A 15,161-nucleotide genomic window follows, 5' to 3' on the forward strand; every position below is an offset into this window, starting at 1 on the left:
ACCGGTAAACCCGTCTTCCCATGCTCCAACGCCGCGAGGCGGTCCGGGGTTCCCCGCAGCGGCGAAGCCTTTCGTGAGCTTCGCCGCTCCTCGTCGCTCTCAGCCGCCGTAGACGTGCGGCGCCAGCGTGCCGACGAAAGGCATGTTGCGGTACTTCTCCGCGTAATCCAGGCCGTATCCGACGACGAACTCATTCGGAATGTCGAAGCCGATCCACTTCACGTCGATCGCGACCTTTGCGGCATCCGGCTTACGGAGCAGGGTGACGACCTCCAGCGAGGCCGGCTCCCGGGATCCGAGGTTGGAAAGCAGCCACGAGAGCGTCAGCCCCGAGTCGATGATGTCCTCGACGATCAGGACGTGCTTGCCCTTGATGTCGGTGTCCAGGTCCTTGAGGATCCGGACCACACCGGAGGACTGGGTGCCCGCCCCGTAGGAGGAGACGGCCATCCAGTCCATCGTCACGGGGGTGGACAGGGCGCGCGCCAGGTCCGCCATGACCATCACGGCGCCCTTGAGCACACCCACGAGGAGCAGGTCCTTGCCTGCGTACTCCGCGTCGATCTTCGCGGCCAGCTCGGCCAGCTTCGCGTCGATCTCTTGCTTGGTGATGAGCACCGACTGGAGGTCGGTGCCCATGTCCTTGTCGTCCACCCGCATCACTTTCGTTGTCGGCCAGGGTCCGGGATCGGTGGCCCGGGAGACACAGCCGTATCGCCTCAGCGTTTCAGCCCTGCCGGACCACCAGTCTGCCACCCTGCCTCCGGACCTCCACCCGGCCGGGCAGGTTGATGCCCCCCTGGCCGCGCCAGCCCGTGATCAGGCGGTCCACCTCCTCGACGTGCCGGGCGAACAGCGAACCGGCCGGGGCGCCCGCCGCGATGACCGCCTGGCGCAGCACCCGGCGGCGGACGGCGGGCGGCAGCGCGTACAACTTGGCGCATTCCAGCTGCCCCGAGTCGTCCCGTACGGACCGCGCCGCGTCGGCGGCCCAGGCGTCCAGGGCGTCGGCGTCGTCACGGGAGAGCTGGGCCGTACGGGCCAGGGCCTCGACCACGCCTTTGCCGAGGGCCTTCTCCAGAGCGGGAAGGCCCTCGTGGCGCAGCCGTGAGCGGGTGTACGCGGGATCCGTGTTGTGCGGGTCGTCCCAGACCGGGATCGCCTGCACGAGGCAGGCCTTGCGGGCGGTCTGCCGGTCGAGTTGGAGGAAGGGGCGGCGGTAGCGGCCGGCCGCCCCCGAGACGGCCGCCATTCCGGACAGGGAGCGGGTGCCCGAGCCGCGGGCGAGGCCCAGCAGCACGGTCTCGGCCTGGTCGTCGCGGGTGTGGCCGAGCAGGACGGCGGCGGCGCGATGTCGTTCCGCGACGGCGTCGAGGGCCGCGTAGCGGGCGTCCCGGGCGGCGGCTTCGGGCCCGCCCGCGCGGCCCACGTTCACGGCGACGGCTTCGACGGGGTCGAGCCGCATGGCGCCGAGCCGGGCGACGACTTCGGCGGCGCGGAGGTCGGAGCCGGTCTGCAGGCCGTGGTCGACGGTGATGGCGCCGGCCCGGACGGAGAGTTTGGGAGCCTCGAAGGCGAGGGCGGAGGCGAGTGCCATGGAGTCGGCGCCGCCGGAGCAGGCGACGAGCACGAGCGGCGGTTCGCCGGTGGTGGTGGGAGAGATGTCGGAGCCGTCGGTGAGGACGTCGTGAAGTACGCGGCGGACCGCCAGGCGTATCGCCGCGACCGCAGGATGGGGACCCATGTCCGGTGCCCTTCGTGATGTTTTTCGGGGGTGCCACGGTCGGTGTCAGGCCGGCGACCGTCACGCAGAGTGCGTCGATGGTGACAGATCCGAGCCATTACCCGAGCATTGCACGCCTATCCCTCCCCCACGGTCCCTCGGATGGGTGATAACTGAGGCGTTCTTCTGCCCTGAGCCGGATTCGGCTCAGGAATCTGCCTTACGGTGCACCCGCGCCACCCAGTCGGCGGGCCGCGCGATCTCCGCCTTCGTGGGAAGGGTGTTGGGCGAGGTCCAGACCCGGTTGAAGCCCTCCATGCCGACCTCGTCGACCACGGCCCGTACGAAACGCTCCCCGTCCCGGTACTGGCGCAGCTTGGCGTCGAGCCCGAGCAGCTTGCGCAGCGCCTGGTCGAGCCGGCTGGCGCCGCGCGCCCTGCGCTGCTGGAACTTCTCGCGGATCTCCGCGACGGAGGGCACGACCTGCGGTCCGACACCGTCCATCACGAAGTCGGCGTGGCCTTCGAGGAGGGACATCACGGCGGTGAGCCGGCCCAGGACCTCGCGCTGGCCGGGCGTCTGGACGAGTTCGACGATGCTCCTGCCGTCCTCGTTCTCCTCGCCCTCGGGGCGGCCCCCGCTGAGCGACTGCGCGGCCTCGCGGAGCCGTTCGACGACGGTCATCGGGTCGACGTCGGTCTGGTCGAGGAAGGACTGGATCTCCCCCTGGAGGTGGTCCCGCAGCCAGGGCACGCCGGTGAACTGGGTGCGGTGGGTCTCCTCGTGGAGGGTGACCCAGAGCCTGAAGTCGTGCGGGTCGACGTCCAGTTCGCGTTCGACGTGCACGATGTTGGGGGCGACGAGCAGCAGCCGGCCGCCGGCCGCGGCCGCCGGGAGGTCGCGGCTCGCGGGAGCGAACGTCTCGTACTGGCCGAGGACCCGGGACGCCATGAACGACAGCAGCATGCCCAGCTCCACGCCGGTCACCTTGCCGCCGACCGCGCCGAGCACGGCCCCGCCGGGACCGGTCGAGCGGCGTTCACTCATCTTCGTGAAGAGGGGCTTGAGCAGTTCGCGGAATCCCGCGACGTTCGCCTTCACCCAGCCGGCCCGGTCGACGACCAGGACGGGGGTGTCGGGTGGCTCGTGTCCTTCGGGGATCATCCGGGTGTACGCGCGGACGTGCTCCTCGGACGCCTTCGCATGCCGCCGCAGCTCGGCGACGATCTCGCGGGCCTCGTCCCGGGTCACTTCGGGCCCCGGCCGTACGAGTCGGGTCGCGGTCGCCACCGCGAGATTCCAGTCGACCATCTCGGCACCACCGATGCTCGTCATGCGTCAACCGTACGTGCTCGGCCCGGGGTGCGGTGAGGCGTCGGCGGCCCGGTTCTTTCCCCGTACCGCCCCTTGGGGGACGGCAGTCGGCCGGAGGAGGGCGGCCGGCCGCCCTGCTCAGGCCGGGGACCCGGCCGGGACAGCGGCCCGGGGCGCGGTTGGGCCGGTCAGGGGACGAGGGCGGCGGAAAGCCGGTCCAGGGCCGCCTGGGCGGGGTCGGCGGCGGGGGTGGAGCCCGCCAGGAAGGCGAAGGCCAGCAGCCGGCCCTCGGCGTCGACGACGGTGCCGGCCAGGGCGTTGACGCCGGTGAGCGTGCCGGTCTTGGCGCGGATCAGTCCGGCGGCGGGCGCGGCGTCCGTGTACCGGCCGCGCAGGGTGCCGCTGAACCCGGCGACGGGCAGGCCGGTGAGGACGGACCGCAGCTCCGGGCGGGCCGGGTCCGCGGCGCGGGCGAGCAGGGAGGCGAGCAGGGACGCGCTGACCCTGTCCTGCCGGTTCAGGCCGCTGCCGTCGGCGAACCGGGCTCCGGTGAGCGGCAGTTCGAGCTTTCCCAGCTGGTCTTGGACGGCCTGTCCGGCGCCCGCGAAGCTCGCCGGCCGGCCCGCCGCGATCGCGGTCTGCCGGGCCAGCGACTCCGCGATGTCGTTGTCGCTCTCGGTCAGGGCCCGCTCCACCAGCCCGGAGAGCGGTACGGAGTAGGTCGCGGCGAGGGTCTTCCCGTCCTGGGCGGCCTTGCCGGGGGCGCCCGCGACGGACGCCTTGACGCCCCGGTCGCGCAGCAGCCCGGCGAACGCGTCGGCGGCGTCACCGGCGGGGTCGTCGGTGCGCGGCGCGGGCCCGCTGGTGGACGCGTCGAGGCGGCCCTGCCCGGCCATCAGCGCGACGACGGGGGCGATGTTGTCGTTGGGGCCGATGGGGTGGTCGCGGGGACCCGTGTAGAGGGAGACGTCGTAGCCGAGCGCGACCGAGGTGACACCGCGCTCGCGCAGGGCGCGGACGGTGTCGTCGGCCAGCGCGCGCAGCCGCGCCCCGTCGAGGGTGGCGTCCCCGCCGCCGACCAGGGTGAGCCGGCGGGCGTCGGGGGCGGCCACGACCGTCGTGGCGATGCGGTGGTCGGGGCCGAGCGCGGAGAGCGCGGCGACCATCGTCGCGATCTTGACGGTGGAGGCCGGGGTCATGGGGCGGTCCGCGCTCTGCCCGTACAGCCGCTCGCCCGTCGCGACGTCGATGACGGCTCCGGTACGCGTCTTCCCGAGCGCGGGGTCCTTCAGCAGCGGTCCGAGCGTCCCCCTGAGGTCCTCGGGCGCCTTGCCGGAGGCGCTGAGCGCGGTGAGTACGCCGGGGGCGCTGGGGGCGGGCGCGGGGGGCGCGGCCGGTCCGGCGCCGCCCGCCCCGTGATGTGCGCCACTCGTACGGCTGCGGGCGGCGGCCCACTCCCGCTCGGCCGTCCGCTGGCCGGAGTCCCAGGGCCCCGCCGCCGCCACCACACCGGCGGCGAGCACCAGGCCGAGCACCACGGAACCGGCCGTGACCTGCAACGCTTTCGGTTCAAGCACGGCTGACCAGCCCCTTTCGCGATCACACAGCTGCGTGGGGGACACTTAACCACTGCGCCTTGCCACGAGCATGGCACCCCGGCCAGTGGCGGCCCGTCAGGCCGGGGTCCGGGGGTCTCCTCCGCGAAGTCGCAGCATCACCGGACATTTGTGTTGATCATGGAGGAGCCTCCCGTGGAGTTCGACGTCACCATCGAGATCCCTAAGGGTTCGCGAAACAAGTACGAGGTCGACCACGAGACCGGTCGGATCCGCCTTGACCGTCGTCTCTTCACCTCGACCAGCTACCCGGCCGACTACGGCTTCGTCGAGAACACCCTCGCCGACGACGGCGACCCGCTCGACGCGCTGGTCATCCTGGACGAGCCGACCTTCCCCGGCTGCCTCATCCGGTGCCGCGCCATCGGCATGTTCCGGATGACCGACGAGGCCGGCGGCGACGACAAGCTGCTGTGCGTCCCGGCCTCCGACCCCCGGGTGGAGCACCTGCAGGACATCCAGCACGTCTCCGAGTTCGACCGCCTGGAGATCCAGCACTTCTTCGAGGTCTACAAGGACCTGGAGCCGGGCAAGTCCGTCGAGGGCGCCGACTGGGTGGGCCGCGCCGAGGCCGAGGCCGAGATCGAGGCTTCGTACAAGCGGCTGGCCGACCAGGGCGACAAGCACTGACCGGGCACCTCACCGTGTGACCGGCGCGAAGCCGGACCGACGGGCGGCGCACCCTTCGGGGTGCGCCGCCCGTCGGCGTGTGACCACCCATGTACGTGCCCATACTGGGCAGACGCGGGCCGGGACGACCAGAACGACAGGGCGGGCACGACAGGGAGCGAGGGCGTGGACAGTGGTGGCCGAGCCGGACGGTCCTGAGGACCGCAAGCCGCAGTCGGACGAGGCGCGCAGCGCTTTCACCCCGCCGGCCGGGGTGGGGCGGCCGCCGGCTCCCGAGGACGACCAGCCCACGTCGGAGTTCGCGCTTCCGGAGGGCCTGAGCACAGAAGCGCCGGCCGAGCCCGGGGGATCCGCCTTCGACACCCCTCCCGGTACCTCGGGCGGCGCCCCCGGCAGCGGTCCGAGCACCTACAGCGCCCGGCACTCGCCGCCCGCGTTCACCCCCGCGTACGGCGTCCCCATGGTCACCCTGGCCAAGGAGGCGCCCTGGCAGGACCAGATGCGCACCCTGCTGCGGATGCCGGTCGGCGACCGGCCCGTACCGGAGACGGTGCAGCGGCACGACGACAGCGGGCCCGCGGTGCCGCGCGTGCTGGACCTGACGCTGCGTATCGGTGAGCTGCTGCTGGCGGGCGGTGAGGGCGCCGAGGACGTCGAGGCCGCGATGTTCGCGGTCTGCCGCGCGTACGGCCTCGACCGCTGCGAGCCGAACGTCACCTTCACCCTGCTGTCGATCTCCCATCAGCCGTCGCTGGTGGAGGACCCGGTGACGGCCAGTCGGACGGTGCGGCGGCGGGGCACCGACTACACGCGGCTGGCCGCCGTCTACACGCTCATCGGCGACATCACCACCCCGGACACGGACGTCACGCTGGAGGAGGCGTACCGGCGGCTCGCGGAGATCCGGCGCAACCGGCACCCCTACCCGGGCTGGGCGCTGACCGTGGCGAGCGGGGTGCTGGCCGGCGCCGCCTCCGTGCTGGTCGGCGGCGGTTTCGTGGTCTTCGTGGCGGCGGCGCTGGGCGCGATGCTCGGGGACCGGCTGGCGTGGCTGCTCGCGGGGCGCGGGCTGCCGGAGTTCTACCAGTTCGTGGTGGCGGCGATGCCGCCCGCCGCGGTCGGGGTGGCGCTGACGGTGCTGGGCTCGGCCGCGCACTGGGAGATCCGGCCCTCGGCCGTCATCACCGGTGGGCTCTTCGCGCTGCTGCCGGGGCGGGCGCTGGTCGCGGGGGTGCAGGACGGGCTGACGGGCTACTACATCACCGCGTCGGCGCGGCTGCTCGAAGTCATGTACTTCTTCATCGCGATCGTCATCGGCGTGCTGTTGGTGCTCTATCTCGGGGTGCAGCTGGACGCCCAGCTGAACCCGGACGCGGCGCTGCACACCGCCGAACGTCCGGTGGTGCAGATCCTCGCGTCGGTGGTGCTGAGCCTGGCCTTCGCGATCCTGCTCCAGCAGGAACGTTCGACCGTGCTGATGGTGGCCCTGAACGGCGGCGTCGCGTGGGTCGTCTACGCGGCGATGCACGACACGGCGGGGATCTCGCCGGTGGCGGCGACGGCGGTCGCGGCCGGTCTGGTGGGCCTGTTCGGGCAGCTCTTCTCGCGCTACCAGTTCGCCTCGGCGCTGCCGTACGTCACCGCCGCGATCGGCCCGCTGCTGCCCGGTTCCGCGACGTACTTCGGGCTGCTGGGCATCGCGCAGAACCATCTGGACCGGGGCTTCGCGTCGCTGTCCAAGGCGGCGGCGCTGGCGCTGGCGATCGCGATCGGGGTGAACCTCGGTGGCGAGATCTCACGGCTGTTCCTCAGGGTGCCGGGAGCGGGCCGGGCGTCGGGCCGCCGCGCGGCCAAGCGGACGCGCGGCTTCTGACACCGGACGGAGCCCGGGACGGGCCGCGTCAGCGCCTGGCGTGCCGTCCGCGCTGGGATCCCCCCGGGGTGCCCGGTCCGCCGGGCCCCTCCGGCGCCGCCGTGCCGGTGCCGCCGCCGTCCGTCCCGGCGGACTTCTTCGACTTCGAGCGTGCCCGCAGGTATTCGATCGCGATCGGCACCACCGAGAGCAGCACGATCAGGATGAGCATCGTCTCGACGTTGTCGCGCACGAACTGGATCTTGCCGAGCGCCGCCCCCAGCAGCGTGACGCCCGCCCCCCAGAGCGTGCCGCCGACGATGTTGTAGGTGATGAACGAGCGGTAGTTCATCCGGCTCACACCGGCGATGATCGGCGTGAACGTACGGACGACGGGCACGAAGCGGGCCAGGACGAGCGACTTGGGGCCGTACTTCTCGAAGAACTCGTGCGCCTTCTCGACGTTCTCCTGCTTGAAGAGTTTGGAGTCCGGGCGCTTGAACAGCGAGGGGCCGACCTTGCGGCCGAAGAGGTAGCCGACCTGGTCACCGATGATCGCGGCGAGGGCCACCAGGACGCAGACGAGCCACAGCGGCTGGTCCAGACTGCCGGCCGTCACCAGCAGGCCGGTGGTGAAGAGCAGCGAGTCGCCCGGCAGGAAGAACCCGATGAGCAGGCCGGATTCGGCGAAGACGATGGCCAGGACGCCGATGAGCCCGAAGGTGCTGATCAGATAGTCCGGGTCCAGCCAGCTGGGTCCGAGCGCAAGGGTGGTCACGGGTTCCGGACTCCTGTGTCATCAGTCGGTCGATCGTCGATTCTCGGCATGGTCGGCCGCTCACAAACTATCAACGCCTGTCCGTCGCCCCGGGTTCCACCCGGTCGTTCGACATGCACTCCGGTCATACCGGCATAAAGCTGGGCCTGACAAGCCTCCGGGCACTCCTGAGGAAGGCGGACCCACATGGGCATCGACGATTACAGCGGTGGACAGGGCCCCGGGGCCGACGTCCTGGTCGTCACCACGAACGACGTCCCCGGCCATCAGGTGCGGAAGGTGATCGGCGAGGTCTTCGGCCTCACCGTGCGCTCCCGGCACCTGGGGAGCCAGGTGGGCGCCGGATTCAAGTCGATGGTCGGCGGCGAGCTCAGGGGGCTCACGAAGACGCTCGTGGAGACCCGCAACCAGGCGATGGAACGCCTGGTCGAGCAGGCTCACTCGCGGGGGGCCAACGCCGTGCTGGCGATGCGTTTCGACGTGACCGAGGCGGCGGGCGTGGGGGCGGAGGTCTGCGCGTACGGCACGGCCGTCGTGATCGTCGAGGAGTAGGACGGGACGCCTGGGTCCCGTCCGGGCGACCGCCGCGGACAGCGGCCCGGCTCATGGCTTTCATACGGCCACTTCGCGGCTTTTGTGCGGATACGGTGAGCGCGTGGCCAACGACGCTCCGTCCGCTGCTCAGTCCACCGCCCCACCCGTGTCCGCGCGCACCCTGCTGCCCCTGGTCCTCCCCTCGCTGGCGGTCGGCGTCATGGCCGCTCTGGTCCTGCTCGGGGTGAGCGAGGTCGCGGGCCAGCTCAAGGACGTGCTCTGGGGCACCCTGCCCGACGCCCTCGGCGTCGGCCCGTACTCGTCCCTCTGGATGATCGTGATGCTCACGGCCACCGGGCTGGCGGTCGGGATCGTCGCCCGCCAGGTGCACGGCCATGCCGGGCCCGACCCGGCCACCACCGGGCTGGTCGACAAGCCACTGCCCGTCGGGGTGGTGCCGGGGCTGCTGGTGGTCACCGGCCTCGCCCTGGCGGGAGGGGTGAGCCTCGGTCCGGAGAACCCGATCACCGCGTCCAACATCGCGCTGACCTACTGGCTGGGCCGGAAAGCGGCGCCGAAGGCCCCGGCCGCGATCTGGCTCCCGCTCGCCGCCGCGGGCACGATCGGGGCGCTCTTCGGCACGCCGGTGGCGGCCGCGCTGATCCTCACCGAGACGTTCGCCGCCAGGCCGGCCCCCGGGTCGCTCTGGGACAAGCTGTTCGGCCCGCTGGTCGCGGCCGGGGCGGGCGGGCTGACGACCGTACTGATCGACCACCCGACCTTCGACCTCGACCTGCCGCCGTATCCGGGCACCCACGGGAGCGAGCTTCTGGCGGCCCTGATCATCGCCCCGCTGGCGACGGCACTGGGCATGGCGGCGGTGTACGCGTTCCCGTACGTCCACGCGCTCTTCCGGCGCCTCGGACACCCCGTCCTGGCGCTGACGGCGGGCGGGCTGGCACTCGGCCTGCTCGGGGCGCTCGGCGGCAAGCTGACGCTCTTCAAGGGCCTGGACGAGGTGAAGACCCTGGCGGCGCATCCGGACGGCTGGTCGGCAGGGTCGTTCGCGCTGATGACGGTGGTGAAACTGGCCGCGATGACGGTCGCCGCGGCCTGCGGATTCCGGGGCGGCCGGATCTTCCCGGCCGTCTTCGTGGGGGTCGCGCTCGGGCTGTGCGCCCACGCGCTCGTCCCGGCCGTCCCGCCCGCCCTGGGCGTGGTCTGCGGAGTGCTGGGCGTGCTGCTCGCGGTCACCCGGCAGGGCTGGCTCAGCCTGTTCACCGCGGCCGTCATGGTCTCCGACCCGAACATCCTCCCGCTGCTCTGCGTGGCCATCGTCCCCGCCTGGCTGCTGGTCACCGGCCGCCCCCAGATGCAGCTCCGCGAGGACGGCACGTCGCTGCGGTGACTGGCACGGCCGCCCCCGTCACCGGCGCCGGCCACCGCACGTTCCGGCGAGCCGATCACGCGATTTGTCCGTATTGTCAACGCCGGAAGGCGCGCTGCCCCCGCACCAGCACCCGCACCCGGCCGAGCACCGAGGTAGTCACATGCCCACGTCCGTGAACGTCGCCGTCATCTACTACTCCTCCACCGGGACCATCGCCAGGATGGCCAAGGCCATCGCCGACGACGCGGAACGGGCCGGCGCGGCCGTCCGGCTCCGCAAGACGGCGGAACTCGCCCCGCGAGCGGTGATCGACGCCACCCCCGCCTGGGCCGCCAACGCCGAGGCGACCTCCCACGTCCCGGAGGTCTCGCCCGACGACATGATCTGGGCGGACGCCGTGATCTTCGGCTCCCCCACCCGGTACGGCAACATCTCGTCCCAGCTCAAGCAGTTCATCGACACCCTGGGCGGGCTGTGGCAGCAGGGCGCGCTCGCCGACAAGGTGTACAGCGGCTTCACCGCCTCGGCCACCACGCACGGCGGCCAGGAATCCACCCTGCTGGCGCTCTACAACACGATTCACCACTTCGGCGGCATCCTCGTCGCCCCCGGCTACACCCACGAGTCGAAGTTCGTCGACGGCAATCCGTACGGCACCTCGCACGTCGGCGGCATGGGCGACATCCCGGTGGACGAGAAGACCCTCCAGGCCGCCAAGGTCCAGGCCGAGCGGGTCGTGAAGTTCACCCGCGCCATCAAGGCCGGCCTGGCCGCCGAGAGCTGACCCGTACCGAAGAGCGGCGGACAAGCGGCGGACAAGCAGCCGACGAGCACCGGACCACCACCGGACCAGCAGCCGACGAGCACCGACGGAAGACGGGGAAAGCCGATGCCACTCCACCGAGGCGGATACCGCCCAGCCAGCCGCACAGGGGCCGGACCGGCGGGCGAGCCGCCCGACGCGAAGGAGCTCGCCGAGCTGCGCAGGCTGTCGATCAACCCCTTCTACGCGGCGGCCGATCCGACCGGCGACATGACCTCGGCCCCGCCCACGCACCGGCTTCCCGACGGCCCGATCCCGCCCGAGACCGCGTATCAGCTGGTCCACGACGAGCTGATGCTCGACGGCAACTCCCGGCTCAACCTCGCCACCTTCGTCACCACCTGGATGGAACCGCAGGCCTCGGTGCTGATGGAGGAGTGCCGGGACAAGAACATGATCGACAAGGACGAGTACCCGCGCACCGCCGAACTGGAGCGGCGGTGCGTGGCGATGCTCGCCGATCTCTGGAACGCCCCCGACCCGGCGACGGCCGTCGGCTGCTCGACCACCGGTTCCAGCGAGGCCTGCATGCTCGCCGGGATGGCGCTCAAGCGCCGCTGGACCGCCCGCAACACGGCGCGCTATCCGGCGACCGCGCGACCGAATCTCGTCATGGGCGTCAACGTCCAGGTCTGCTGGGAGAAGTTCTGCAATTTCTGGGAGGTCGAGGCGCGGCTGGTGCCCATGGACGGGGACCGGTTCCACATCGACCCGGGGGCCGCCGCCGACCTCTGCGACGAGAACACCATCGGCGTGGTGGCCGTGCTGGGGTCCACCTTCGACGGCAGTTACGAACCGGTCGCCGAGCTGTGCGAGGCGCTGGACGCACTCCAGGAACGTACGGGCCTCGACATCCCCGTCCATGTCGACGGGGCGTCCGGCGCCATGATCGCGCCCTTCCTCGACGAGGATCTGGTCTGGGACTTCCGGCTGCCGCGCGTCTCCTCCATCAACACCTCCGGGCACAAGTACGGGCTGGTCTACCCGGGCGTCGGCTGGGCGCTGTGGCGTTCGTCCGCCGAACTCCCGAAGGAGCTGGTCTTCCGGGTGAACTACCTGGGCGGTGACATGCCCACCTTCGCGCTGAACTTCTCCCGGCCGGGCGCGCAGGTCGTCGCGCAGTACTACACGTTTCTGCGGCTGGGCCGGGACGGCTTCCGGGCAGTGCAGCAAACGGCGCGGGACATCGCCATGAAGCTGTCCGCGGAGATCGAGTCCATGGGCGATTTCCGGCTGCTCACGCGGGGCGACGAACTGCCCGTGTTCGCCTTCACCACCGCTCCGCACGTACGGAACTTCGATGTGTTCGACGTCTCGCGCCGGCTGCGCGAACGCGGCTGGCTGGTCCCCGCGTACACCTTCCCGGCCAACCGCGAGGATCTGTCCGTCCTGCGCGTGGTCTGCCGCAACGGCTTCTCCGCCGACCTCGCCGCGCTGCTCTGCGCCGACCTGCGGCAGCTGCTGCCCGAACTGAGGGACCAGGAGTGTCCGCCGGAGCGGGACAGGGCGACCGCCACGTCCTTCCATCACTAGCGACTTTCGTCTGGATCAGCCCGGCAAGATCCAGACGAGAGGTCCTGGTGACGTTCCCGGCGCCCCAGCCCTGTCACCCCGTCAGCGGCGCGACTCCATCGCCACCAGCTCGAAGGCCGTCCTCCCGTCGAGCGTCTCGCGGATGATGTCGGCGTGGCCGGCGTGCCGGGACATCTCCATGATCAGCCGCAGCAGCAGCCGGTGCGGCGGTACGAGCGGCGGCGGTACCCGATCAGCGGGCACGAGCGCTCAGAAGGGGAACCCCGTACGGCTGTGCTGCACCGAGATCCACTTCTGCGTGGTGAACGCCTCCACCGTCGCGTCGCCGTTGAGCCGGCCGATCCCCGAGCACTTCTCCCCGCCGAACGGCACCAGCGGATCGTCCTGAATGGTCGAGTCGTTGACGTGCATCATGCCGGTCACGATCCGCTTGGCGAACCGGACGCCCCGCTCCACGTTCGACGTGTGCACGGCCCCGCTCAGCCCGTACGGGGTGTCGTTCGCGAGCCGTACCGCCTCTTCCTCCCCGTCGAACGGGACCAGCAGCACCACGGGCCCGAAGATCTCCTGCCGCATCAGCGGCGAGTCGTCCGGCAGCCCCGCCAGCACCGTCGGCTCCACGAGATTGCCGCGCGTCCGGCCTCGCAGCAGCGCCGTCGCCCCATCCGCGAGGGCCTGGTCCACCAGCGCCGTCAGCGCGTCCGCCTGGAAGGTGTTGATGACCGGGCCGATATGGGTCTCGGGGTCACGCGGGTCGCCGGTCCTGAGCGCCGCCACCTTCGCCACGAACTTCTCGGTGAACTCCCGCTCGACACAGCGGTCCACCAGGATCCGGTTGGCGGCCATGCAGACCTGGCCCTGGAAGACGAACCGGCTGGCCACCGCCGCGTCCACCGCGTAGTCGATGCCCGCCTCGTCCAGGTCGTCGAGGACGACCAGCGCGCTGTTGCCGCTCAGTTCGAGAATGGTCCGCTTGAAATGGGCGCCCGCGACGGCTCCGACGTGGCTGCCGACCCGGTCGGAGCCGGAGAACGAGATCACCTTCGGGACGGGGTGCGCGATCAGCGTGTCACCGATCTCCGCGCTGTCCGTGATCAGGACGTTGAGCAGTCCGGCGGGGAGTTCCGCGTCCTCGAAGAGCTTGGCTATGAGGCCGCCGCCGACGACGGGCGCGTTCTGGTTGGGCTTGAGCACGACGGCGTTGCCGAGCGCCAGCGCGGGCGCCACCGCCTTGATCGTCACCAGGAACGGGTAGTTGAAGGGGCTGATCACGCCGATGACCCCGACCGGCAGCCGGTAGACGCGGTTCTCCTTGCCGTCGACCAGGGACGGCAGGATCCGGCCCTCGGGGCGCAGCGCCAGGTGGCCGGCCTCGCGCAGGAAGTCCCGCGCGGCCCCGACCTCGTACTCCGCCTTGAGCCGCGTACCGCCCAGCTCGTCGATGATCGCCTCGACGATGTCGTCCTCGCGCTCCTCGACCAGCCTGAGCACACGGTCGATGACCCGTCGGCGGGCGTACGGATTGGTCTCGGCCCAGGCCCGCTGCGCGCGCTCGGCGGCACGGTACGCCTGGTCGACCTCCAGGGCCGTCGCGACCGTGATGGCGGCGAGCTTCTCCCCGTTGTACGGGTTGAAGTCGATGATGTCCCACGAGCCGCTGCCGGCCCGCCACTCGCCGTCGATGTACTGATGGGCCAGGTCGGTGAAGTAGGACATGCGATCCCTCACTGCAGGTGCAAACTCCTGGTGTGACGCCTGTGGCGTCGTCACGGTCATCGTACTGATGCCTCAGATCAGTTGGAGCAGTCCGCGCAGGACGTCCCGGCTCTCCTCGGGGCCCGGACTGTCCTCCTTCAGCCGTTCCATCACCCGTTCGTACTGGGCGACTTCCTCGCGCTTGTCCAGATACAGCGCGCTGGTCAGCTGTTCCAGGAAGACGACATCGGAGAGATCCGACTCGGGGAAGCTCAGCATGGTGAACGCGCCGCTCTCGCCGGCGTGCCCGCCGAAGCTGAACGGCATCACCTGCAGGGTGATGTTCGCCTGCTCCGAGACCTCTATCAGATGCCTCAACTGGCCCTGCATCACGGCACGGTCACCGTACGGGCGGCGCAGCGCGGCCTCGTCGAGGACGGCGTGGAAGCGTGGCGCCCGCTCGGAGACGAGAGCCTTCTGCCGCTCCAGCCGCAGGGCGACCCGGCGGTCGATGTCGGAGGAGGGTGCGCCCTGCATGCCCCGGCTGACGACCGCGTGCGCGTACGCCTCGGTCTGCAACAGGCCGTGGACGAACTGCACTTCATAGATACGGATGAGTGAGGCGGCGCCTTCCAGACCGATGTACGTCTGGAACCAGCCGGGCAGCACATCGCCGAAGCTGTGCCACCAACCCGCGACATTGGCCTCGCGTGCGAGGCCGAGGAGGGCGCCGCGCTCGCCCTCGTCGGCGACCCCGTAGAGGGTCAGCAGGTCCTCGATGTCCCTGGCCTTGAAGCTCACCCGTCCCAACTCCATACGGCTGATCTTGGACTCGGATGCGCGGATCGAGTAGCCGGCGGCTTCGCGTGTGATGCCGCGCGTCTCGCGCAGCCGCCTCAGCTGTGAGCCCAGCAGGATGCGCCGCACCACGGAACCGCCCGATTCGGCTGCGGTCACGTCTCCAACCCTCCCCATCACATGTGGTTCTTCCTGGAGCACCCCCGAACCCCAAGAGCCGGATTCTGCCACCAAAACGCTTCAGCCCGTACTCGTTCGATTACGGAAATAAGAATGCTTTGCGGGGGAGTCGAAAGTAGTCACGAGAAGAAACGGTAAGGAACCAGCACATGCGGGGACAGGCCAGGCTCGTGCACGTGCATCTGCCCTTGCATCTGCCCTGCGCATTCGGAAGCATGGTCCCCGCGCACCTGCGTGCTCGTTCGTGCTTGACGTGATGGACGTTGAACCACCGCAGTATCGCCACGGCCGCGAA

At 70.9% G+C, this 15,161-nt stretch carries 13 protein-coding genes and 1 pseudogene; 6 read left to right on the top strand and 8 right to left on the bottom strand.

Annotated features, from left to right (window positions below; all coding sequences use genetic code 11):
- Positions 1 to 99: 99 nt before the first annotated feature.
- The 4 genes from hpt to dacB all read right to left on the bottom strand — a co-directional run bounded on the left by hpt (position 100) and on the right by dacB (position 4,614).
- A complete protein-coding gene (hpt, locus tag ACIBAE_RS22380) occupies positions 100 to 660 on the bottom strand; it encodes a hypoxanthine phosphoribosyltransferase (RefSeq protein WP_399288320.1) in 561 nt (186 codons plus the stop codon).
- Between the two features lie 67 nt (positions 661 to 727).
- Positions 728 to 1,744, bottom strand: a complete 1,017-nt coding sequence (gene tilS, locus ACIBAE_RS22385) for a tRNA lysidine(34) synthetase TilS (protein WP_399288323.1) — start codon at positions 1,742 to 1,744, stop codon at positions 728 to 730.
- A gap of 186 nt (positions 1,745 to 1,930) precedes the next feature.
- A complete protein-coding gene (locus tag ACIBAE_RS22390; protein WP_399288326.1) occupies positions 1,931 to 3,058 on the bottom strand; it encodes a zinc-dependent metalloprotease in 1,128 nt (375 codons plus the stop codon).
- Positions 3,059 to 3,225: 167 nt separating this feature from the next.
- Positions 3,226 to 4,614, bottom strand: a complete 1,389-nt coding sequence (gene dacB / locus ACIBAE_RS22395) for a D-alanyl-D-alanine carboxypeptidase/D-alanyl-D-alanine-endopeptidase (protein ID WP_399288329.1) — start codon at positions 4,612 to 4,614, stop codon at positions 3,226 to 3,228.
- A gap of 174 nt (positions 4,615 to 4,788) precedes the next feature.
- Between dacB and ACIBAE_RS22400 the strand changes: the two genes are divergently transcribed.
- Both ACIBAE_RS22400 and ACIBAE_RS22405 read left to right on the top strand, forming a co-directional pair.
- Entirely contained in the window at positions 4,789 to 5,283 is a 495-nt protein-coding gene (locus tag ACIBAE_RS22400) for an inorganic diphosphatase (RefSeq protein ID WP_399288332.1), read from the top strand.
- A gap of 172 nt (positions 5,284 to 5,455) precedes the next feature.
- On the top strand, positions 5,456 to 7,156 hold the full coding sequence (locus ACIBAE_RS22405; RefSeq protein WP_399288335.1) for a threonine/serine exporter family protein: 1,701 nt from the start codon (positions 5,456 to 5,458) through the stop codon (positions 7,154 to 7,156).
- 28 nt (positions 7,157 to 7,184) lie between these two features.
- Here ACIBAE_RS22405 and ACIBAE_RS22410 read toward each other — a convergent pair whose 3' ends face one another.
- Complete coding sequence (locus ACIBAE_RS22410; protein ID WP_399288338.1) at positions 7,185 to 7,913, bottom strand: DedA family protein; 729 nt, start codon at positions 7,911 to 7,913, stop codon at positions 7,185 to 7,187.
- 186 nt (positions 7,914 to 8,099) lie between these two features.
- Between ACIBAE_RS22410 and ACIBAE_RS22415 the strand changes: the two genes are divergently transcribed.
- The 4 genes from ACIBAE_RS22415 (at position 8,100) to ACIBAE_RS22430 (ending at position 12,193) form a co-directional block, all read left to right on the top strand.
- Complete coding sequence (locus ACIBAE_RS22415; RefSeq protein WP_399288341.1) at positions 8,100 to 8,465, top strand: YbjQ family protein; 366 nt, start codon at positions 8,100 to 8,102, stop codon at positions 8,463 to 8,465.
- Positions 8,466 to 8,568: 103 nt separating this feature from the next.
- Positions 8,569 to 9,855, top strand: a complete 1,287-nt coding sequence (locus tag ACIBAE_RS22420; protein ID WP_399288344.1) for an ion channel protein — start codon at positions 8,569 to 8,571, stop codon at positions 9,853 to 9,855.
- A 142-nt stretch (positions 9,856 to 9,997) separates the two neighbouring features.
- Positions 9,998 to 10,621 (top strand): NAD(P)H:quinone oxidoreductase, encoded by a 624-nt coding sequence (gene wrbA / locus ACIBAE_RS22425; RefSeq protein WP_399288347.1) that lies wholly within the window; start codon positions 9,998 to 10,000, stop codon positions 10,619 to 10,621.
- Between the two features lie 105 nt (positions 10,622 to 10,726).
- Positions 10,727 to 12,193: a glutamate decarboxylase gene (locus tag ACIBAE_RS22430; protein ID WP_399288350.1), complete on the top strand. Its 1,467-nt coding sequence runs from the start codon at positions 10,727 to 10,729 to the stop codon at positions 12,191 to 12,193.
- A gap of 81 nt (positions 12,194 to 12,274) precedes the next feature.
- On the opposite strand, the pseudogene ACIBAE_RS22435 reads toward ACIBAE_RS22430, so the two are convergent.
- The 3 genes and pseudogenes from ACIBAE_RS22435 to ACIBAE_RS22445 all read right to left on the bottom strand — a co-directional run.
- A pseudogene (locus ACIBAE_RS22435) lies at positions 12,275 to 12,418 on the bottom strand (DUF664 domain-containing protein); the annotation flags it as partial.
- A gap of 24 nt (positions 12,419 to 12,442) precedes the next feature.
- Entirely contained in the window at positions 12,443 to 13,909 is a 1,467-nt protein-coding gene (locus ACIBAE_RS22440) for an aldehyde dehydrogenase family protein (protein ID WP_399288353.1), read from the bottom strand.
- A 72-nt stretch (positions 13,910 to 13,981) separates the two neighbouring features.
- Positions 13,982 to 14,845, bottom strand: coding sequence for a helix-turn-helix domain-containing protein (locus tag ACIBAE_RS22445; RefSeq protein ID WP_399288356.1), 864 nt, complete (start codon positions 14,843 to 14,845; stop codon positions 13,982 to 13,984).
- Positions 14,846 to 15,161 lie beyond the last annotated feature (316 nt).

Source organism: Streptomyces sp. NPDC051569 (genome assembly GCF_044454085.1).
Lineage (GTDB): Bacteria > Actinomycetota > Actinomycetes > Streptomycetales > Streptomycetaceae > Streptomyces.

Excerpts from the sequence above, each read along its gene's own strand:
- hpt (WP_399288320.1), bottom strand. The coding sequence starts at position 660 with ATGCGGGTGGACGACAAGGACATGGGCACCGACCTCCAGTCGGTGCTC.
- tilS (WP_399288323.1), bottom strand. The coding sequence starts at position 1,744 with ATGGGTCCCCATCCTGCGGTCGCGGCGATACGCCTGGCGGTCCGCCGC.
- ACIBAE_RS22390 (WP_399288326.1), bottom strand. The coding sequence starts at position 3,058 with ATGACGAGCATCGGTGGTGCCGAGATGGTCGACTGGAATCTCGCGGTG.
- ACIBAE_RS22415 (WP_399288341.1), top strand. The coding sequence starts at position 8,100 with ATGGGCATCGACGATTACAGCGGTGGACAGGGCCCCGGGGCCGACGTC.
- wrbA (WP_399288347.1), top strand. The coding sequence starts at position 9,998 with ATGCCCACGTCCGTGAACGTCGCCGTCATCTACTACTCCTCCACCGGG.
- ACIBAE_RS22430 (WP_399288350.1), top strand. The coding sequence starts at position 10,727 with ATGCCACTCCACCGAGGCGGATACCGCCCAGCCAGCCGCACAGGGGCC.
- ACIBAE_RS22440 (WP_399288353.1), bottom strand. The coding sequence starts at position 13,909 with ATGTCCTACTTCACCGACCTGGCCCATCAGTACATCGACGGCGAGTGG.